This is a genomic window from Paenibacillus sp. YN15 (genome assembly GCF_003285005.1).
Lineage (GTDB): Bacteria > Bacillota > Bacilli > Paenibacillales > NBRC-103111 > Paenibacillus_AR.
This window is the reverse complement of sequence record NZ_QMFA01000003.1, coordinates 94825-115728: the sequence shown is the minus strand read 5'-3', so window position 1 is coordinate 115728 and position 20904 is coordinate 94825. Positions and strand designations below refer to the sequence as shown.

18 protein-coding genes are annotated in these 20904 nt (G+C 48.2%); 1 reads left to right on the top strand and 17 read right to left on the bottom strand.

Annotated features, from left to right (window positions below; all coding sequences use genetic code 11):
• Nucleotides 1-30: 30 nt before the first annotated feature.
• From DQG13_RS03865 to DQG13_RS03810, 12 genes are all read right to left on the bottom strand, one after another.
• Nucleotides 31-1215, bottom strand: a complete 1185-nt coding sequence (locus tag DQG13_RS03865) for an ABC transporter permease (protein ID WP_113018431.1) — start codon at nt 1213-1215, stop codon at nt 31-33.
• On the bottom strand, nt 1212-1916 hold the full coding sequence (locus tag DQG13_RS03860) for an ABC transporter ATP-binding protein (protein ID WP_113018430.1): 705 nt from the start codon (nt 1914-1916) through the stop codon (nt 1212-1214). Before DQG13_RS03860 ends, DQG13_RS03865 begins: the two co-directional genes overlap by 4 nt.
• A gap of 24 nt (nt 1917-1940) precedes the next feature.
• The gene (locus DQG13_RS03855) at nt 1941-3029 is read right to left on the bottom strand and encodes an efflux RND transporter periplasmic adaptor subunit (RefSeq protein ID WP_113018429.1); all 1089 of its coding nucleotides are present in this window, start codon (nt 3027-3029) and stop codon (nt 1941-1943) included.
• A gap of 89 nt (nt 3030-3118) precedes the next feature.
• Nucleotides 3119-4963, bottom strand: a complete 1845-nt coding sequence (locus DQG13_RS03850; RefSeq protein ID WP_113018428.1) for an ABC transporter ATP-binding protein — start codon at nt 4961-4963, stop codon at nt 3119-3121.
• Entirely contained in the window at nt 4963-6720 is a 1758-nt protein-coding gene (locus DQG13_RS03845; RefSeq protein ID WP_113018427.1) for an ABC transporter ATP-binding protein, read from the bottom strand. The genes DQG13_RS03850 and DQG13_RS03845 overlap by 1 nt, the downstream gene beginning before the upstream one ends.
• A 125-nt stretch (nt 6721-6845) precedes the next feature.
• The gene (locus DQG13_RS03840) at nt 6846-7889 is read right to left on the bottom strand and encodes a sensor histidine kinase (RefSeq protein WP_113018426.1); all 1044 of its coding nucleotides are present in this window, start codon (nt 7887-7889) and stop codon (nt 6846-6848) included.
• Nucleotides 7886-8560, bottom strand: coding sequence for a response regulator transcription factor (locus DQG13_RS03835; RefSeq protein WP_113018425.1), 675 nt, complete (start codon nt 8558-8560; stop codon nt 7886-7888). Before DQG13_RS03835 ends, DQG13_RS03840 begins: the two co-directional genes overlap by 4 nt.
• Before the next feature lie 270 nt (nt 8561-8830).
• Nucleotides 8831-9277 (bottom strand): ribose 5-phosphate isomerase B, encoded by a 447-nt coding sequence (rpiB, locus tag DQG13_RS03830; protein WP_113018424.1) that lies wholly within the window; start codon nt 9275-9277, stop codon nt 8831-8833.
• Nucleotides 9274-9945: a ribulose-phosphate 3-epimerase gene (locus tag DQG13_RS03825; RefSeq protein ID WP_113018423.1), complete on the bottom strand. Its 672-nt coding sequence runs from the start codon at nt 9943-9945 to the stop codon at nt 9274-9276. The genes rpiB and DQG13_RS03825 overlap by 4 nt, the downstream gene beginning before the upstream one ends.
• A gap of 18 nt (nt 9946-9963) precedes the next feature.
• Nucleotides 9964-10956, bottom strand: a complete 993-nt coding sequence (locus tag DQG13_RS03820) for an alcohol dehydrogenase catalytic domain-containing protein (protein WP_113018422.1) — start codon at nt 10954-10956, stop codon at nt 9964-9966.
• Nucleotides 10957-10962: 6 nt separating this feature from the next.
• Nucleotides 10963-11889: an allose kinase gene (gene alsK, locus DQG13_RS03815; protein ID WP_113018421.1), complete on the bottom strand. Its 927-nt coding sequence runs from the start codon at nt 11887-11889 to the stop codon at nt 10963-10965.
• A gap of 16 nt (nt 11890-11905) precedes the next feature.
• Nucleotides 11906-12895, bottom strand: a complete 990-nt coding sequence (locus tag DQG13_RS03810) for an alcohol dehydrogenase catalytic domain-containing protein (RefSeq protein WP_113018420.1) — start codon at nt 12893-12895, stop codon at nt 11906-11908.
• Between the two features lie 342 nt (nt 12896-13237).
• Here DQG13_RS03810 and DQG13_RS03805 point away from each other — a divergent pair, with 342 nt between their 5' ends.
• Nucleotides 13238-14011, top strand: a complete 774-nt coding sequence (locus DQG13_RS03805; RefSeq protein WP_258525461.1) for an AraC family transcriptional regulator — start codon at nt 13238-13240, stop codon at nt 14009-14011.
• A 78-nt stretch (nt 14012-14089) separates the two neighbouring features.
• On the opposite strand, the gene DQG13_RS03800 is transcribed toward DQG13_RS03805, so the two are convergent.
• The 5 genes from DQG13_RS03800 to DQG13_RS03780 form a co-directional block, all read right to left on the bottom strand.
• A complete protein-coding gene (locus tag DQG13_RS03800; protein ID WP_258525439.1) occupies nt 14090-15511 on the bottom strand; it encodes an extracellular solute-binding protein in 1422 nt (473 codons plus the stop codon).
• Between the two features lie 170 nt (nt 15512-15681).
• Nucleotides 15682-16542 carry a carbohydrate ABC transporter permease gene (locus DQG13_RS03795; RefSeq protein ID WP_113018416.1) on the bottom strand — a complete coding sequence of 287 codons (861 nt, stop codon included), beginning with the start codon at nt 16540-16542 and terminating at the stop codon, nt 15682-15684.
• Nucleotides 16536-17396, bottom strand: coding sequence for an ABC transporter permease (locus DQG13_RS03790; RefSeq protein WP_258525460.1), 861 nt, complete (start codon nt 17394-17396; stop codon nt 16536-16538). The genes DQG13_RS03795 and DQG13_RS03790 overlap by 7 nt, the downstream gene beginning before the upstream one ends.
• Before the next feature lie 217 nt (nt 17397-17613).
• Entirely contained in the window at nt 17614-19128 is a 1515-nt protein-coding gene (locus tag DQG13_RS03785) for a response regulator transcription factor (protein WP_113018412.1), read from the bottom strand.
• Between the two features lie 4 nt (nt 19129-19132).
• Nucleotides 19133-20881 carry a sensor histidine kinase gene (locus DQG13_RS03780; RefSeq protein ID WP_113018410.1) on the bottom strand — a complete coding sequence of 583 codons (1749 nt, stop codon included), beginning with the start codon at nt 20879-20881 and terminating at the stop codon, nt 19133-19135.
• Nucleotides 20882-20904: the final 23 nt, after the last annotated feature.

Genomic DNA, 20904 nt, shown 5'->3' with positions numbered 1-20904 from the left:
CAATCTCCTTTTGGCTAAATAATGAGTTGATTAGTCCATTCTTAATGCTTCAATTGGCTTCAGTTTGGCCGCCTTATTGGCTGGGAATAGACCGAAGGATACACCAACAGCTACGGAAAAAATAAAAGCAAAGCCCGCTGTTCCAAGAGAAACGGAAACATCAATGCCCATTAATTTTCCCAAAGATACTGCACCGCTGCCACCGAGAACCAAACCGATTATTCCTCCGATTCCACCCAAAAGAATGGATTCAATCAAAAATTGGATGAGGATGTCCCTTCTCTTGGCTCCGATAGCCTTCCGAATCCCAATTTCACGTGTTCTTTCACTAACGGAAACCAGCATAATGTTCATAATGCCGATCCCGCCTACCAATAAAGAGATCCCTGCAATTCCCGCCAAGGCTGTGGTAAGCGTGCTAGTAATAGTGCCTACCGCGCTGAGCATCTCCTTTTGATTGAAGATCTGGTAGGGTTCATATTCATCATCTTCCTGCTTAGGGAATTTTGAACTTAAATCTTTTTCCAGCTGCGAAACGACCTGATCTACTGTATCTGATGTCTCTGCCTGAACGTAAAACATTTGCACCCCTTTGTTTTTGACCAACCGTTCGGCAGTCCGTATCGGAATCAGGATTTTATCATCATTGCTGCCCGTCATTCCGCTCCCTTTCTCCTCCAACACACCGACAACACGGAATGGGGTACCGTTAACTTGCATCATTTCGCCAATAGGGGACTTCTCTCCAAATAAATTCGCTGCTGTTTCAGCTCCGATAAGCGCCACCTTTTGACCGTAATCGATATCAATTGGCAGCAAAAATCTGCCTGAGGCAACCGAAAAATTTCTTACAGTTTCATAGTCAGGTGTAATCCCTTCAAGCGAGATTGTATCGGTTACATTGGCATATCTGACCTTCACCATACCTGATACAACAGGCGCAACCGCACTAACGCCTTTCTTTTCTCCATAAGCCATCGCTTCGTCAAGGGTAAGAGAAGTTTTAACACCTCTTCCCTGAATGCTTACTGAAATCAAATTCGTGCCCAAATCATTCACTTGACTCGTTACAGATTGAGTAACTCCTTGTCCAATGGATACAAGGGAAATTACTGCCGCGACTCCAATAACGATACCCAACATCGTTAAAATGGACCTCATCTTATTTGTCCGGATAGCTTGCCATGCCATCTTAAAAGCCTGGGCCGTGTTCATCCTGACTTCACCCCGCTATCCCCAACGATCCGGCCATCCTGAATCCGAACAACCCGATTTGATTGCTCAGCAATATACATATCATGTGTAATGAGGATAATGGTATGTCCCGATTGATTGAGCTTCTGCAGCATTTGGAGAATGTCTTTTCCTGTTTTGGAATCCAATGCTCCAGTAGGCTCGTCTGCAAGCAATACAGGAGGCTCCCCTGCCAATGCCCGTGCGATTGCAACCCGCTGCTGCTGCCCGCCTGACAATTCTGTAGGGCGGTGGTTCATCCGCTCTTTCAGGCCTACTTTCTCAAGAGCCAAAGCACTTAATTCCTTTCGTTTTTTAGAGTTTATTCCGCGGTAAATTAACGGTAATTCCACATTCTCGATAGCCGATAGCTTTGAAAGCAAATTAAACGATTGGAAAATAAAGCCGATTTTCTCGTTGCGGATTTTTGCCAACATGTTGTCATTCTGCTTGCTTATCTCGTAACCATCAAGAAAATACGCCCCTTCACCGGGTGTATCCAGACATCCGATCATGTTCATCAGCGTTGACTTCCCGGAGCCGGATGGTCCGACAATTGCGACAAACTCTCCTTCTTCTACATTAAGGGACACCCCATCCAAAACATTCAATGTCTCGGAACCTACAGTATAAACTTTCTTCACATCTTTGATCCGGATTAATTCTCTTCGACTCTCATTCAAGTTTTATTACCTCCCGTGATCTCCTCAAAATCCACCCGGACCACCGGACATGGGACCAGTGCCAAAGGATTTCTTTTCAGCTTCCGTGGCGGGAAGAATGACAATATCCCCTTCCTGCAGACCATCTGCAATCTCAATGTGCGTTTCATTATATAATCCTGTGCGAACCTCAACGACTTGACCTATATCTGATGCTGAGCCACCATTTTTTGAAGGCACGGTAACTTTCTTCATTCCGCCCGACTCTTCTACTGCTTCTATTGGGAGTAGGAGGGCATCCTTCTTCTCATTAGCTAAAATGGATGCTTGAGCACTCATGCCCGACCTTATTCCTTCTATGCCGACAAAACGAATCGTGACCTCATAAATGGAAACGCCGTTATCTGCCTTGCCTTGGTTGGATATTTTATAAACCTCACCTTCATAAGTTTGATTCGGCAAAGCATCAAAGGTAAGCTCCGTCTTCATACCGGTTTTTAACTTGGGAATATCCAACTCGTCCACTTCAACTGCAACCTCCAAAAGATCATAATTCACCAGCTTAGCTATCGTTGCCCCTGCAGTTAATTGATCGCCTTGCACCGGATTAAGCTCTGTAATCTCACCGTTAATTGTTGCCAGAACCGGATCAGGGGCATCTGCAAGCTCCAGATAATTGTTTAACCTCACTTGAGAGAGCTCCAAGTCTATTTGAAGCTTCCTAACGTTATTCTTTAACGTATCCGAAACGCCGTCCACAGCTTGATCCTTTAACGCTTGTTGCGCTTCCTCTAATTGAATTTGCATCTTCTGAAGCGTCAATTCTTCTTGTCTAATTTCACTGCTTTTGTCTACACTCTCATACTCAATCAATAAATCCCCTTGCTTCACCCGCTCTCCCTCTATCCCGCCAACCCTCAATACCTTTCCGGATTCGGAGGCTTTTATGGTTGCCTCTTCTACTGGCCTTACTGTTCCTGAACCGCTCACCTTCATCACAATTGAACCTTTTTCCACCTGAACCGTCTGAATCTCCGGACTGGCAGAAGAATGTGAGGTTCGATTTACAAGTAAATATCCACCCACACAAATTAGAATAGCTGCTACTGCTGTTCCCACAAAAACCTTTTTCATCTTTTTCGGAATACCTCCTGCCAAGAATTTTCTTGATGTAAATATACAGACATATGATAGTGAAACTGCGTGCTTATGCCTAAGGCAGCTTATGCAGCTTCAAATTGACTGTTATACAGTTCAGCGTAAAAGCCATTCTTTTGAAGCAGCTCCTCATGGTTGCCGCTTTCAATGATATCTCCATCCTTCACGACCAAAATTATGTCGGCATTTTTAATGGTGGAAAGGCGGTGGGCGATAATAAAGGATGTACGCCCCTTCATCAATTCGTCCATAGCGCTTTGAATTTGAAGCTCTGTGCGTGTGTCCACAGAACTGGTCGCCTCATCCAGAATGAGCATGGGCCTGTTCGCAATCATTGCACGGGCGATTGTGATTTGCTGCTTCTGACCTGCCGATAGATTAACCTGGTCGTTTAATACTGTGTCATATCCATGCGGAAGTGTGCGAATGAAGTGATGAAGCCCTACTGCCTTACAGGCAATTTTGATCTTCTCATCAGATACGTTTTCTGTGGAATAGATCAGATTCTCCCTCATGGTTCCCTCAAAAAGCCATGTATCCTGAAGAACCATACAGAATTGCGCGTGAACGTCCTCTCGCCTCAGTTCGCGTATGGAAATTCCGTCAATTCGAATGTCGCCGCTTTGTATCTCGTAAAACCTCATGAGCAGATTTACCAAGGTACTCTTGCCTGCTCCGGTAGGCCCGACAATTGCAATCTTCTGTCCAGGAGTCGCCTTTGCGGAGAAATCATTAATCACGGTTTTCTCTGAATCCTCGTATCCAAACTGGACATGGCTAAACTCCACAGTCCCCTGTGCTTTTTCAAGCCGCGTACCCTTCTCACTTTCGTCCTCCATTTCCTCCGCCTCAAGAAATTCAAAAACGCGTTCTCCCGCAGCAGCCGCGGATTGCATAGACTGCGCCGCCTGGGCAAGTTGAGCCAATGGCTGCGTGAAATAGCGCACATACAACATAAAAGCGACAATTACACCAAAGGAAATGTTTCCGTTGATAGCCAATAAAGCTCCGACCACACAGACAGCCACATAGCCAAAATTTCCAATAAAGGACATGAGCGGCATCATCAAACCGGAAAGACACTGTGCCTTAAATCCACTGTCTCGCAAATTGTTATTCATCTTGTCAAATATCTCTTTGGCTGCTTTCTCTCCGTTATATGCCTTTACCACGATATGTCCGGCGTACACTTCCTCCACATGTCCATTGATTTCACCAAGATGCTTTTGTTGGCTGGAAAAGTATTTCTGTGACTTTCCCATAATCGCAATCATCAGTCCAAAACCAATCAAGGTAGCAACAATGGCTGTAACCGTCATAAGGAGATTAGTTTTCAGCATCATGATCAGCGAACCTGCCAGAAGTGTAATGGAGGAAATGATCGTACCTATGCTCTGGTTAAGAGACTGGCCAATGGTATCCACGTCGTTGGTAACACGCGACAATACGTCTCCGGTAGTTGCCCGGCTGTAATATTTCATTGGAAGCCGATTTATTTTCTCGGATATATCGCTCCTCATTCTTTTTGAAACCCTCTGCGTGATTGTAGCCATAATAATTCCTTGCACAAGAGAGAGAATAGCACTAAAACCGTAGAACGCCACCAGCACGAAACCAATTTTCGTTACTGCATCCATATCAATTCCTGACATCAGTCCATCTTTGATAAGGTCCGTCATTTCAGAAAGCTTATCCGGGCCGAGAAGCGTCAGCACGGTTCCAAGCATGGCACAAACAAGCGAGACTATGATAACTGCCCAGTATTGTCTGCAATAACGAAGCAGCTTTACCCATATGGCTGAAAAATCCTTCGCCTTTTCTCCACCGCCCATTCCCGGCCCCGGAGGCCCTGGAAGACCAGCTTGTTTCCGCTCCGCATTTTGACCAAGCTTATACCTATCTTTAGCCATTATGCCAATTCCTCCTTCGACAGTTGCGAATAAGCAATTTGTTGATATACCTCGCAGGTTTTCATCAACTCATCGTGAGTACCGCAGCCAACGACGCTGCCAGCATCGAGAACGATAATTTTGTCAGCATCCCGGATGGTTCCGATGCGTTGTGCAACGATAAGTTTAGTAGCGTCTGCACACTCCTTTTTCAAGGCTTCCCGAAGTTTTCTGTCTGTTCTATAATCCAGCGCGGAGAATGAATCGTCAAAAATGAAAACTTCAGGACGGCGGCAGACCGCTCGGGCAATGGACAACCGCTGCTTTTGACCTCCTGAAAAATTCGATCCGCCTTGTGCTACAAAACCGTCGTACCCTCCCTCCATGCCTTCCACAAAGTCGGACGCTTGAGCAGTAAATATGGCATCAATAATATCTGACGCAAGCATGTCGTTTTTTCCATTGTCCCCATAGGCAACATTAGATTCGATAGTTCCGGTAAATAGGGTGGCTTTTTGGGACACATAACCAATTTTATTGCGAAGAGCCTTTTGTCTGTAGCTTCGGACATTGATGCCATTCACAAGAACCTCTCCTTCAGTTGCGTCGTAGAAGCGGGGAATCAAATTGACAACCGTGCTTTTACCACAACCAGTCGAGCCAATAAAAGCAACGGTTTCGCCTTTATGGGCTATAAAATTTACATCGCGGATTACATATTCTTCAGCATCAGGATATTTAAAGCTCACATTTCTAAACTCCACTTCCCCCCTAAGCTGCGCCGTCGACTCCGAAATGCTGCCGTCCATGATAGTTGGCTTTGTTTGAAGCACCTCCAGAATGCGCTTCGCTGACACAGAGGAGCGGGGAAGTATAATAAAAATCATAATTAGCATCATAAACGCCATTACGATCTGCATGGCATATGACGAGTACACCACCATATCCGAAAACAAGCTTATTTTATTGGCCATTCCTGCGTTTTGGATAAGCCATGCGCCGACCCAGTAAATGGCCAACGACAAGCTGCTCATAATGGTCTGAATACTGGGAAGCATAATGGCCATAACACGATTGGCATACAGGTTCGCACTGGTCAATTCGGTGTTGGCCGTTTCAAATTTACGCTTCTGGTAGTTCTCTGCGTTGTACGCCCTTACCACCCGAAGACCCGTAAGATTCTCGCGTGTTACCCGGTTCAGATCATCCATCAGCCTTTGCAGTTTTCGAAATTTAGGAAACGCAAGACCTATACAGATGCCAACAATGAGCAATAGAAGCAAAACGGAGACGCCTGTAGACATTGTCCATTGCCAGCTTTTACCTGATATTTTTACAATCGCCCAAATTGCCAATATGGGAGCCTTTATCATCACCTGCAGGCCCATTACCATCAGCATTTGGACCTGCGTGATGTCATTTGTTGAACGCGTGATAAGACTTGCTGTAGAAAATCCGTTTATTTCCTCCATGGAAAAGGATTGTACCTTGTCAAATAAAAGCTCCCGCAACCGCGCTCCAAAATTTGCAGCTATTCGGGATGCAAAAATTGCAACAACGATTGACGCCGCGAGGCTGCCAAATGCGCACAACAGCATTTTGATTCCGGCAGGAAGAATTTCACTCATGGTGCTGCCGGGAGTTTGGATAAGCATTGTAATGGTGCTCATGTAGTCAGGCATTTTTAAATCAAGCCAGACCTGAGCTACAATGAATATAAGGCTTGCCCCGACCAACGCCCATTCCTTTTTTGTAAGGTATCGAAATATGTTAAGCATGTATTTCTCCCTCCACAGTATATTTTTTCAATGGCTCATACAGATGTATGCTACAATAAAAACCTAAACTCAATCTAAACAATAAAGAACTATCGTAGCGATAGTTCTTTGTTCTTTTTATATTTTTATGTTTTCGGCAGTTTAATGGAAAATGCCGTTTCTTCAGGAGAACTGATTACGGAAATACTGCCTTTATGCAGTTCTGCAATCCGTCTGACTAAGGAGAGCCCGATTCCCGTACCTTCCGACGAATGTGAGGCATCTCCTTGCCAAAACTTATCAAATATACGTTTTTTATCCTCATAGCTGATTTCCGGTCCATTATTTTTTACTGAAACGACTATCGCATCAGGCTTTTCTGTAATCATGATAGCAATCACGCCGCCATTAGGAGAAAACTTAACCGCGTTATCTAAAAGATTGATCCATACTTGCTTTAATAACTCCTCATTTGCATGTATATAATAGTCATCAAAATGGACAACCATATTCAAGCTCTTCTTTGACCAATTCTTTTCAAGCAGCAGGACGCAATTGCGAATTTGTTCCGAGAGGTTAAACCGTGTAATATCCGTGAGTATGTTCTGATTTTCCACCTTTGCCAGGTTAAGGACATTGGTCGCCATATCAGCGAGACGGGTGGATTCCTCTACGATAATAGTAAGGTATTCCTGTTCTTTTGCTTCGGATAAGTTTCCTTTTAGCAGGAGTTTGGCAAAGCCGCGAATGGAAACGATAGGTGTTTTAAATTCATGAGAGAAATTGTTGACGAAATCCGAACGGAGCATTTCTGTGTCCTGCAGTTCTTCTGCCAGCATATTGAAACTACTGGAGACTTTCTGTGCAATATAAAGGGTGCCCATATTAATTCTTGCTTCGAAATCGCCATTGGCCAATCGATTCATTCCGTTAATCAGAATGTTAACCGGTTTTAACGGAAAGCGGCTCATAATAGCTCCGACTGCTGTTCCTATCAGGATGCTCGCAAATGCAAGCACAATTATAAGAAATACCATGTTAGGGGGCCCAACTTTTTCAAGTATACCAGCTTGAAACAGAATAAGTACCGCAAATCCGACAATACACATAGTGATGAAAAGAATGATAAACACTACTGTGGCAAACAGCAATGTCAGCACTACCTGCGGTGAAATTTTGTGCTCTCTCATATTTTTTTTACTGCCTTGTATCCAAGACCCCTTACGGATTCTATCTCAAATTCAGGCCAACCATCAAACCGCTTACGAAGCCGTCCAATATGAACAGTGACGGTCTCCCAACCCGTATCGGTATCAGCGCCCCATATTTCATCCATGAGTTGAATGCGAGTAAAGATTTTCCCCGGATAGGATAAAAGCTTACAGAGGAGCAGAAATTCTTTTTGCGGAAGCACCTGCGTTTCGCCATTCCTTGTAACACTAAGGGAATCATAGTCGATGGTAACATTCCCGATTACGATTTTACGCTCACTGGCTATCTTGGCTCGTCGCAAAAGCGCTCTGATGCGCAGGAGCATTTCTTCTTCATCCACAGGTTTTGTCATAAAATCATCCGTTCCTGCAAGAAAACCCTGTTTTTTGTCGGCGGGGAGCTGCTTGGCCGAGACCATCAGAATTGGCAGCTCGTTTTGAACGCTGCGAAGTGTCTTCGTAAACTCGTAACCGTCCATCCTTGGCATCATTACATCCAGCACCACGAGATCAATGTGTTCTACCCCCATGACTTTAAGGGCCTCCATGCCATCTTGGGCAGTAAATACAGAATAACGTTCTGCCTCTAATACAGCCCGCATCAGAAGTCGTGTATTTTTATCGTCTTCAACAACGAGAATACGAAACAAGTATTACCACCTCCCAATGAAATCATATAGCAGAAGACTAAACTGAAGCTAAACAGAACCAGTTTCTATTAAACACGGCGTAGATTGTATCCTTCCGCAGCAAAGCTATTTTTGCCCCCTCCGTTATTATTATACCTATCGCGCGCCGCCGCGGCCGCATCTTATTTGCCTATAGCCGGCGCAGCTTGGCATCCGCTGGAAAAGTCCCTGACCATAACGGTCAGAGACTCCTTTTTTGAGCTCCCTGCAAGTCCCGGACGGCTATCCACATCACTGTTGCCTTTCTTCTATGGCCCGAATCATCTCTACTCTTCTGGCATGCCGGTCTGCTTCATAGCGGGCGCCCAGCCAGGAGTCAATGATCATCTTCGCCAGCTCGCTGCCTACAACTCTTGCGCCAAATGCCAATATGTTCGTGTCATTATGCTGCTTGGACAGCATGGCGGTATAAGGCTCACTGCACACAACCGCCCTTATGCCCTTGACCTTGTTGGCTGCAAGGGATATTCCCACTCCCGTGCCGCAAATCAGAATTCCGCAATCCACTTTCCCGGAAACCACCGCCTGGGCTACTGCTTTCCCGTATACGGGATAATCCGTTCTTGCTTCATTATGGTGCCCGAAGTCAACCACCTCATGGCCCAATTTCTGCAAATATTCCACAATCTCCAACTTTAGTGTATAAGCTACATGATCATTTCCGATTCCAATCTTCACTGCTCCGCCTCCATTGCTTCTTTTTTCTTTAATCTCCTGATAATGGTCTCATAATCTTCCTCTTTTCCGAATAACGCGGAGGTTCCTAATATGAAGCCGTCCACACCCAGATCTGAAAGCGCATCGATCTTCTCCGGCGAAATAGCGCCATCCACCATCAGCTTGAATCCGTAACTGGCCTTCGACAAAACAAGTTTTTCAATCTTATGGTTTACAAAGCTTAGGTACTTCTGGCCTGCAAAACCCGGATTGACGGTCATCACCATCAGATAGTCGATCAGAGGAAGCAGCTCCTCGATGGTTTCCATGGAGGTTCCCGGATTGACCGCTACCCCGGCCATTCTGCCTGCCGCTTTAATTTTGCCCAAGGTTCTGGCGGGATGTTTATCCGCTTCAGGATGAATATAGATAAGATCTGCCCCCAGGCTGACGAACAGATCAATATAGTTTCCAGGATTCTCAATCATCAGATGGGCATCAACCAGCTTGGTTGTATGCTTGCGAATACATTGCACATCCTGGGTCCCCATGCCAAAGTTAGGCACAAAGCTCCCGTCCATAATATCGATATGGAAGATGTCCGCTCCTGCAGCATCCAAGGATACGATCTCTTCCTTCAAAACATCGTAATTCGCACACATCATGGACGGACAAATGATCTTTTCCACCTTGCTTCCACCTCCTTGTTATGAAATATCGCACCTGACTGCGCCTTTAATGAAATTCCCCGCTTTGGATTCCATCTCTTCATTGGCTTTATCGAATTCCTCCATGCTGTAGATATGGCTGGTTGCTCCGGTAAACTGCCAAAGCCCCTTCGACAGAAGCTTCAAAGCCCGCCGGCACAGCGTGGCCTCATACGAAATACGCCGTTCATGGCAGTGGATCATGGTCATCGCCTTGATATTCCACAATTTCATGTCTACCGTGCGAAAGGCATCATTGTGATAACCTCCGATTCCAAGGCGTCCGTGTGCGCATACCAGCTCCGCAGCCAATGCCAGTCCTTCGGGCGTGCCGGAAAACTCCATTACATCGCGGAAGCCCAGACCGAAAATATCCGCCTTATGTCCATCCCGGGTCAGATCGGGTTTTCCCCAAGTGTCCCAGTTCAAGCGGTACTCTTGCGGCAGCCCTTCAGGGCTGTATACCTCCGAGGCGCCATAACGCAACGCGTTCGTCCTGGCCGCCTCCCTTGGATCAACGGCAATAATATCCCCATACCCCATGGCTTTGAACAAGGATATGATGCCAAGCCCCATATACCCTGCTCCTACCACTGCGATCCGGTCGCCGCATAATAAGGGCGACATCTTTTGCCCGGCGCTCAATAGACAGGCAAGGGGCTCTCCAAGCGCATCCTCGTCCTTTACGTTATCGGGAATCCGGCATGTTTTTTCCGGCTCCATAACGATATATTCCTTATAGCCTCCGCCGCCAAGGCCGGTAACCCGGTCTCCGATGCGAAAACCCTTTACCTCGCATCCCGCATCTGCAATGATGCCTACCGTTTCGTGTCCGAAGATATCGCCTGGGGAGGCAGTGGACCACGGATACCACTCCGAATGGCACATTCCCGTATAAATGACCTTTACCAGCAATTGATTGCTGTTGATCTTGGGGATATCAACATCGATGACTTTACTCTTCCTCGGTCCTTCCATAACAATCTGCTTCATGCAGCCTCATCCTTTCGGCGAAAGCTTCTGAAAGGCGTACAGTCCCGCTCCAATAACCCCGGCCTCCTGCCTATTCTTCGAGTACATTATTTGAAGGGCTTCAGCCGGATACGGCTTTCTCACGTGCCGCTTCATACACTGCTCAAAGTACGCCTTCGGAAATCCCTTCATGGCCGGGATTCCGCCTCCGATAACGATATAATCCGGATCAAAGATATTGATCTCCGTTGCGATAGGAATGGTCAGCCCATCCACAAACTGCTTCAGCCGCTCATCTTCGCCGTGCTCGGCAAAAACATCTCCGATATAGGTATCCGGAAAAAATCTTTCCTTCAACCGCTGCAAAGCCGCTCCCGATGCGTAAACCTCCGCGCACCCTACATTGCCGCATCCGCAGCGCAGCTTCATATTGAGCGTCGGAATATGCCCGAGCTCTCCCGCAACGCCGTTTTTCCCGTCCAGGAACTCGCCATTTATATAGATGGAATTGCCGAAGCCGGTGCCGATATACAAACCGAGAGTGATCCCTTTCCTCTCCAGCTTCAGCTTAGCCAAATCATAGGTCAGCAGAAAATGGACATCCTTATTAATCCATACCGGCACGTTCATTCTATTCCCGATATATGCGGCGATATTTACATTCTCAAAGCCGTTTAAATTTAAATTGGGAGTGGAAAATACCATGGTTTTATCCTTGCTTACGGTAGACGGGAACCCGATGGCTATTCCCTTGAGTATGCCGCCGTCCAGATTTTCCGCCAAATAGGCCTCCATGCGCGCAGCCAGATTTTCCAATGAATGATTCTCCGCCGTTACCAGCACATGACTGCCTTCAGCCTTATAATTCACTAATTCCCCGGCTTCGTTCACAAGCCCCATTCTGAAGTTGGTGCCGCCAATGTCGACTCCAAGGACTGCTTTCCCGTTGTTCATTATCCCCACCTATTACTCATACGATATAGGGCTCAAAGTCATCCGCCGTCATATCGATAGCCGCCTTCATATATTTGCCGTATTTCGTTTCAATTTCCTCCTGTGCCTGATCAAACTTGTTTCTCGGATAAATCTTGGTCGGGATATTGGTGAAATTCCATTCTCCGGAGCAAAGCAGCTTTACGGCATTTTGTGCGCCAATTTTATTGAGCTGCGCCTCGCGGGGATGGACGCTTAAGCACTCAATGGCCTTTACATTCAGCTGCTGGACGTCGACCAGACGTTTTCCGCCGGTATGGTACGCGCCAATGCAGAGCTGCCCGCAGGTATTGGTCAGGTTAATGGCCAAATCCAATGACTCCTCCGTCTCTCCCCATTCCATCACCACATCAAATCCCGTACCATTCGTACTGCGAACGGGCAGGAACGCTTTCTTGGCCTCGTCGGCCAGATAGATTTCGTCCGCGCCATACTTTTTGGCATTTTCCAACGATTCCGTTCGGATATCCACTGCAACTACGTAAGCCCCTCTTGTCTTCAGGAGACTTATCGCGCCGCAGCCCATATACCCTGTGCCCACAACGCATACTCTTGTGCCGGGCATGGGAATTTTCGCTTTGCTTACAGCGCTCATAATGCACGCCAGCGGCTCCAAAATGGCGTCCGTATCGCGTAAATCCTCCGGTATTTTTACAATCACGCTTTTCCTGGGATCTGCAACGGCATATTCGACCATTCCGCCCGAGCCCGGAAGCGTGGACCCCCAAAGCCCGCTTACTCTGTCTCCCACTTCATATTCCGTTACATTCCGGCCAACCGCCGCAATGACGCCCATGGGTTCGTGGCCGAAGGCGGCTCCTTCCTTTGCAACCGACCAGTCATAATGCTCAGACATACAAACTCCCACATATTTCAGCTTAATCAGCACTTCATCATCATTCGGCTCCACATCCCGGATGTCCGCCACTGCGCTTGTTTTCGGTCCCTTCATGATCACATGCTTCATGCTTCATCTCTCCCCAACCGTCGTTTTTTAATGAATTACCAGCCAAAACCTCCGTGAAATTCTGCACGCCATGCCCAACCGGCCGAAAATCAAAAGGTAGAGTAAAACGATATTCCTGCTCCGGAATATTTCTCGATTGTCCCGATATTACCCGCTGCTTCCTCAAACTTACCGTTGCCCGGACGACAATCTGCGCCTGCTCCCTTCCATCCTTATTGCACATTCTTATTTTACCGAAAAGGTTTCTCAAACCATAAGAACTTTTCAGCTTTTTAGGTGGACAAAAACGACATTTCGGCTTATTGTTGGATTAAAGGGTGAAAGGAGGGATGCCAATTGTCTGTGATCACGGTGGGAATGTCTCCGCAAGTGTATAGACAGGTCCAGGCCCATGACCATGCTGCCTGGGAGCTGGTATTGAATTTGCAGGGGAGCGGCAATACCGTTATAGGAGACCAGTGTTATGATTTCGGGCCGGGCAGCATTATTTGTCAGCCGCCCAATATTCCTCACACCAAGTTTTCGCAGGAAGGGTTTAGGGATGTGTATATCCAACTGACATCGTTTCCCCTTGCGCGCATTGCCGAAGAAAATCGCCCCCTGATCTTTCAGGATGACGCGGAAAAAAGCTTTGAGACCTTACTCTTAATGGCCCATAAGGCTTACCATGCCAAGAAAAACAATCACCGGTTGTTGGTTGAATCTCTTGCCGAGGCCGTGAATCAATTATTAATCGGCTGGCAAAACCGCGCTCCGGAAGCAAAGGATGTGGATCAATTAAAAAACAGACTGATCGAGTCCTTTTCCAATCCGGAAATGACCACCTCACAGTTGCTTGCAGAGGGTCCGTACTGCAATGACCATTTGCGCCGCCGCTTCAAAAAATCCACCGGCCAGACTCCCGGCGAATACCTTACCAACCTGCGCATTGAATATGCCAAGAAGCTAATGAATGAAAACAACATGCTTCGCTACAGCATCGCGGAAATTTGCGTCATGTCGGGTTATTACGACAGCCACTACTTTTCCCGCATCTTCAAGAAAAAAACGGGGATGACGCCTGCCGAGTATATGAAGAAGGCTTCTGCAGGAAAAGAAGCCTCCGGTCCGGCATAATAAAGCACAACCGTCCACAGATGATCCGTGGACGGTTGTATTAGTCTCATTAAGCCGCGGCTTCGCGGCAATACGTGATTATTTTCCGAAACCCAGCTCATTCAGTTGCTTCGTGGCAGAGTCCAGATAGACCTTATAATTCATCGTTTTCTCCAGGGTTTGGAGGAAAGCGTCATATTCGGAGATCGGCCTTTTGCCAAAAGCGAATTTCAGCGTTTCTTCCTGAATATATCGGGTGGCGTCCGAAGGATTATAGCCTTCCGGAGCATCGATATAGCCGTTCAAAACCTGAACCCGGGGCAGCTCCTTGGCAAATGCGATGTATTCCTTCTGCTTCGGGAATTTCACCTCCAGGTATTCCTGCTCCGGCCGGCCAATAAATTGATACAGGTAGAAATAGGCGCCTTCTTTATCAAGCAAGCTGGTCGGAGCCACTTTATTCCCTTCCAGATTATAATGGGTTCCCTGAATGCCGTACTGCACCAGCCGGGAGCCTTCCTCGGTAGAAATGTAGTTCAGCAAGTCAAACACGCGCTGCAGCTTCTCCGGGTTCTTCTCCATGGATTTCGGGATGGCCAGCATCCAGCCGCTGGCGCCGACGTCCCATACTCCCTCGAACTGGCCGCCAGGTCCTGCCGGAGGCTTCAGTTGAATCCACTCCGCATTGGGATTAACGGCCTTGATTTGCTCCACAACCTGATCCTTGGCAATGGTCGGCCAGGTGATATGGGCGATGCCTGCCTGTCCCTTAATCGCTTTTTGCTGATGCTGTACACCGTTGATGGCGGGCAGCTCCGAATCGATCAGCCCATCCTCCCCCATCTTGCGAATGTATTCAAGGGCATCCTTCATCATCGGGTCATAGAGGGAGTTGACCACCTTGCCGCCCTTCACATAAAAATCTCCGGGCAGGCCTACGCCGAATGCGCCAAAAATGGAGCCCAGCGCCATCAGATTGGTTCCCTTGCCTGTCAGTCCAAGAGTATCAGCCTTGCCGTTTCCATCCGGATCATTCTTCACAAAGGCCTGTATCACATTGCGGAACTCCTCCAGCGTGGCAGGCGGCTTCAGATTTAACTTATCCAGCCAATCCTTGCGCACCCACAGCGAATCCTGGGGAAGACTCAGCGCCTTGGCGATTCCGTACAGCTTGCCGTTCCATGTCCCCTTCTTCCAGCTATCTTCGCCAATAAAGTCCTGTACGCCCTTTAATTTGGATTTATATGGAGTCAGGTCGAGCAATAAATTCTGCTGGGCATACTGTTTAAGCTGAAGCCTGTCTACCACAAACAGATCGGGAATATTATTGGAAGCCATCCGGATATTCAGTTGGTTCTTGTAATCCTCCGTGGAAGCATACAACTGCATGGAAATATCGATATTGAGCTTCTGATCCAACTCCTTCTTGATTACATCTGTGCCGTCAGCCGGCAACCCGCTTCCCGGATTCAAGACCTCGATCTTGAACCGTTCATTTGACTTGACTTCCTTGCTTGCCACCGGACTTGCCTCCGGCGACGAAGCAGGCGCCGCTGACTCGTTCCCCCCGCACCCGGCCAATACAATTGACGCGGTCAACACGGTTGCCATCATTTTTTTTACCGATATCATACCCATAACCCCTTCTTTCTTCTCCGTTTGAACTATTGAAATTGCCTGTATGGGCAAGGTCAACCTTTTACCGAGCCTAACAGCATCCCCTTGGTGAAATGCTTCTGCAAGAACGGATAGATAACAATGATCGGCAAGGAGGCCATAATGACAGCCGCCATCTGCACCGTCTCGGTGGGCATAATGTTCTCCGGGTTTTCCAGCGGCTCCTGCGTCAGCATCAGAATCTCCCGGACAATCACCTGCAAGGGAAGCAGCTTCCGGTCCGTTACATACATAATCGCCTGAAAGAACTCATTCCAATGGCCCACCATATAGAACAAGCCGATTGTGATCAGGGACGGAATGGACAGGGGCATAACAATCTGCGCCAGAATGCGCAATTCCCGCGCTCCATCCATCCGGGCGGATTCAAACAATTCTTCGGGCAAGCTCTCAAAAAAGCTTTTCATGATCAGCATATTGAAGGTCCAAATGGCATTGGGCAGAATCATGGACCAGATGGAGTTGAGCAGGCCCAAATCCTTCACGATCAGATAGGTGGGAATCAGCCCGCCGTTGAACAGCAGCGTAAATACGATCATGAGAAGAAAGAAGCTCCGTCCCGGCAGTTTCCTCCGGCTTAACGGGTATGCCATAAGCAGGGTCAGAACCAAATTGACGGCGGTTCCCGCAACGGTCAGGATCACCGTCACCCACAAAGCATGGGGCAGCCCGGAGGTTGTAAACAATTGCTTATACGCGCCCACATCCACCTTGCTGGGAATGAGCACGAACCCTCCGTTCTTCAGCACCTCGGAGAAGGGAGTGATGGAAACGGTGAACACGTACATGAGGGGCAGCACGGCAATCAATCCCACCATTCCCAGCAAGGCCAATACGAAGCCGTCGAACACTTTTTCATCCCGGCTTTTTACCATATGCCTTCCCCCCAACGCTTGGCAAGCCGGTTAGAGAACAAGATCAGAACCATGCCTATCAAGGATTTGAACAAGCCGACAGCCGCCGCCAGACTGAAATTCAATTGATGCAGGCCCGTCCGGAACACCCAGGTATCCAATATGTCGGCAACCTCATACACCTGTATGTTGTATAAAATGTAAATCTGGTCGAAGCCCGCATCCATAACATGTCCCAGCTTCAGGATCAGCAGCATAACCATAACCGAGCGGATACCGGGCAACGTGATATGCCAGATCATGCGGAACCTTCCCGCGCCGTCCACCTTGGCCGCTTCATAAAGCGTGGGATCAATGCTGGTCATGGCCGCCAGGTAGATAATGGCTCCCCATCCCAGGTCCTTCCATACATCCGAACCGATAAGGATGCTACGGAAATATTGGGTGGAAGTGAGAAATTGGATGGGGTTTCCTCCCATATCCTGAATCCAGCGGTTGATCAGACCGGAGTTTTCGGAGAAAAAGGCCAGCAGAATCCCAAAAATGATCACCCATGACAGGAAATGCGGCATGTAAGCCAAGGTCTGTATGAATGATTTAAACCATCTGATCCGGCACTCATTCAACAGGATCGCAAAGAGAATGGGAGGAATGATCCCGAAGACCATTTTGTAAAAGCTGATCAAAAACGTGTTTGTCAAAACCTGTGAGAAATACGGCGATTCATAGAACATCTGAAAATACTTGTACCAGGGGTCTGCCCAGGCGCTGAACAGAATGCCGTCCGAAAAATTGAATTCCTTAAACGCAATCAGGATTCCATACATCGGGACGTACTTAAACATGATGAAATAAATAAGTCCGGGCAATAGCATGAGATAAAAGGCCCGGTAGCTCCAAAGCTTGTTTCCGAAGTTGGGAAAACGGATTGATTTCCAGGCTTTTGGGGTACCGGACAGGATTGGGGAACCTCCCGGTTTCATATTTCGCACTCACTCCTTCCTTGCTCTCTCTATGTTTTGTTTGCACTCTAATAGTAGCATCCGGCGGTCGAGGGGATAAGAATCATATTTAGTGTCCTATCATACAAATTTAATGGATTGATTCATGATTCATACTCGTCTTCCTGTACTCGCCGGGTGTTTGTTGCATCCATCTCTTGAATATTTTCACAAAATAGGTGAGATTGGCAAAGCCGACTCTTTCCGCGATTTCCCCGATTGTTAAGGTGGATTGCAGCAAATAAAACCGGGCCTGCTCAATCCTCACCTTATGCAAATAATGGATTAAGGTACATCCCATCTTCTTTTTGAACAGGCCGCTTAAATAATACTCATCCAGGGAGACGTATTCCGCCATGGATTTCAGCGTGATTTCCTTGTGGCAGTTGCCGTTGATATAATCCACAATCCGGTTGATTTCGGGATGGCTGGAGGGCAGGGAGGACGGCTGCCTCCATCCTTTGAGCCAACATCCGATTCGTTCTTCCAAGGCACGGCGGAGCTCCTCATGGCTTGCCACGGCCAGCCAATCCCCGTTCCGGCTTCTGGCCTCTCCCGTAATACGGGCAAACATCTCGTCCAGACGCTCAGCCGTCTCCATAACGACGGTCATCATCATCTGTTTTTGCTTCATCCCGCCGAACATGGCCGCTAACAGATGGGTGCAATTGAGCCTATCCCGGCGTTCAAACGTCTGCAACAGATCGCGCTCCATATTCCACAGCGACTGTGCGGATATTTCCGCCGCTTGGCCGATTGGGCCCTTGGGTGAATAGGCAACGGCTCTTCGGGTCCCTTCATACCAGGAAGCCTCCAACAGCTTAATCATCTCACCCCAGGCAGACTCCAGATCGGATAAATGGACAGAAGAGGCATATACCGCCGAGTACGGAAAAGCGGAATACACTTCCGGTCGGCATGGAGTCAAATCCTCGGAACGGGGGAGCCATGAGAAAAACGCGGTGCAGCCATGCACTCCAAATTTATGGATGACAGGAGACTCCATGGAAGGCAGCAGCCCGGATTGCATCAGACTGCTCTCATCAATCCGATGGGCCCCGTGCAGAACAACGCATAAGGCCGTATGAGTGAAGCCGCTGGCGGCAATGCGCTCCTGCAAGGCCTTCATCTCCGGCTCCGCATCATCAATCCCGTGTATCTGCCTCCACATATACCGGTACAGCAATTCAAATTCACGGTAGGTAATCTGCCGGGCCGGTATGGCGGGTTTGCTTAGCTCCCGCTGAACCTTCGCCAGCATGTCACGGATCGTATCGACGTTAAGCGAAAGCTTCAATACATAGCCTGTCGCTCCATACTCAATGGCTTGCCTGGCCAATTCAAACTCATTCATGCAGGTCAGCATGACGAAAGGGCCCTCAAAGCCCATCTCACGGGACTTCTGGAGCAATTCAATGCCATCCATAAGCGGCATCATGATATCGCACAGGATAAAATGCGGGGAATGCTCATGAATGGCCGCCAACGCTTCGATCCCGTTGGCGGCCTCCCCTGCAATTACAAACCCCATTTCCTCCCAATTGACAAATTCCTTAATCATTCGCCGGACGCGGGTCTCATCTTCAACCAATAGTACTTTCCACATGAGATCATTCTCCCTTCTGGTATGGGTCCGAAAGCAGCAGCGGGAATTTCAGGCGGACAAGCGTTCCATTATCCAGCGGGAGCATTTCCAGTTGGCCGTCGGATTTAAACAGCAGTTGCAGCCGCTCCCGGAGATTGCCGATGCCGATTCCCTTGCTTTGGCGGAGCGGCCGGTTGTTGGCCGACGCCTCCAGGCCGATTCCATTATCCGTCACCTCCATCAGCAGGAAACGGTCCTCGGCGTACACCCGAATGGTAATGCAGCCTTGCTCCTGCATTTGGGTAAACCCGTGATAGAACGAATTTTCTACCAAGGGCTGCAGGCTCAGCTTGGGCACCAGCGCATACCGGAGAGAGTCGTCATATTCGTAATGGACGGCAATGTTGCTGTCAAACCGGAAGTTCTGAATCCGTACATGGGCCTGCACCAGAGTTAATTCCTCATGAAGATGGATCAAGTCAGTCTGCACATTCAAGCTTGCTTCCAGCAGCTCGCCGAGACTGACGCAGATTTCCGCGATTTCGGAATCCTTGTGTCCAAGGGCAGTCCATTTGATGGCATTCAGCGTATTGAGCAGGAAGTGGGGATTCATCTGGGCCAGCAGCATTTGGAACCGGGACGCTTCCTTCTCCCGCTCCTCCACCTTCAGCTTATGGATCAAGCTTCGGATATCGGCAATCATCCGGTTAAAGGTGATCCCCAATTCACGAACCTCGCCGGGGCCGATCTTCTCGGGCAATGCGGACTTAAAGCGGTTGCCTACGATAATGGACATATGATGCTGCAGAAGCTGCAGCGGCCTTGTAATCCGGTGGGAGATGACGAAGGTTATGAAAATAAACAGCAGGGAAAATAACACAAGAATGCAAACCAGCCTTCGTTTGGCTTGATCGATATCTCCGAAAAAAGTGTCAAGCGGAAACCGGTTTACCAGGTGCCATTTATACGAGGGCAGGTAGACCGCATTCAGCAGGTCCTGGCCATTGGTCCAGAAGCTTTCCATAACGTTGCTTCTCGCCCGCACAATCCCGATATCTCTCACGGAAAGGGAGACATCCGGACTCGTCTCCATGACAATGCTTCCCGATTGATCGACAATGAAATAATCCTGCCTGATGGTGAAAAACCTCCGCAAGGAGTTCATCCATTCCATGTAATCGAAGCTGATGAGCAGATGGCCGTCCAGGCTGCCGTCCGGTTGAGCCAGTTCAACCGTAAGCGTATACATTTTCTTAAGCCTGTTATTCATCGTTGAACCCGCCCCCTCGGCGGCCCATTGAAGCTCCTCGTGATTCCTCCACCGCTCTTCCCCGCTGAAGTCCGAATAGTTCATCTGGCCTGCCAATGTGGAATGGACTTCCCGGTGGCGGTGGTCGATCAGGGTATAATACACATGCGACAGGAACGGGGAAATTCCGTCCGCCAAGCGGTTTTCCAACAGATGCTCCGTTACGGCCAGCCTGCGCTTCTCCGAGTCAGCCGAATCATCCCGCAGCGTGGAAAGCAGCGTCTTGTCCTTGCTTAACACAAGGGATTGGGCAAAAAGCCCAAATCGGGTGTTTTCCAGGCTTTCCTTCATATAATTCAACTGTGTGGCGCTTTGTGCGCTTATGTTCTCCTTCAATGAGCTTTCCAGTGCATTGAAATAGTAAAAAACCATTGCAGCGGCTGGGAGCAGGATGAATAATAGAAACGAGACAAAAAAGCGGTATTTGATTTTTTGCGGAAACCAACCCGATAATCTTCGTTTCATGGCTGAGATGCCTCCTGTCTGTC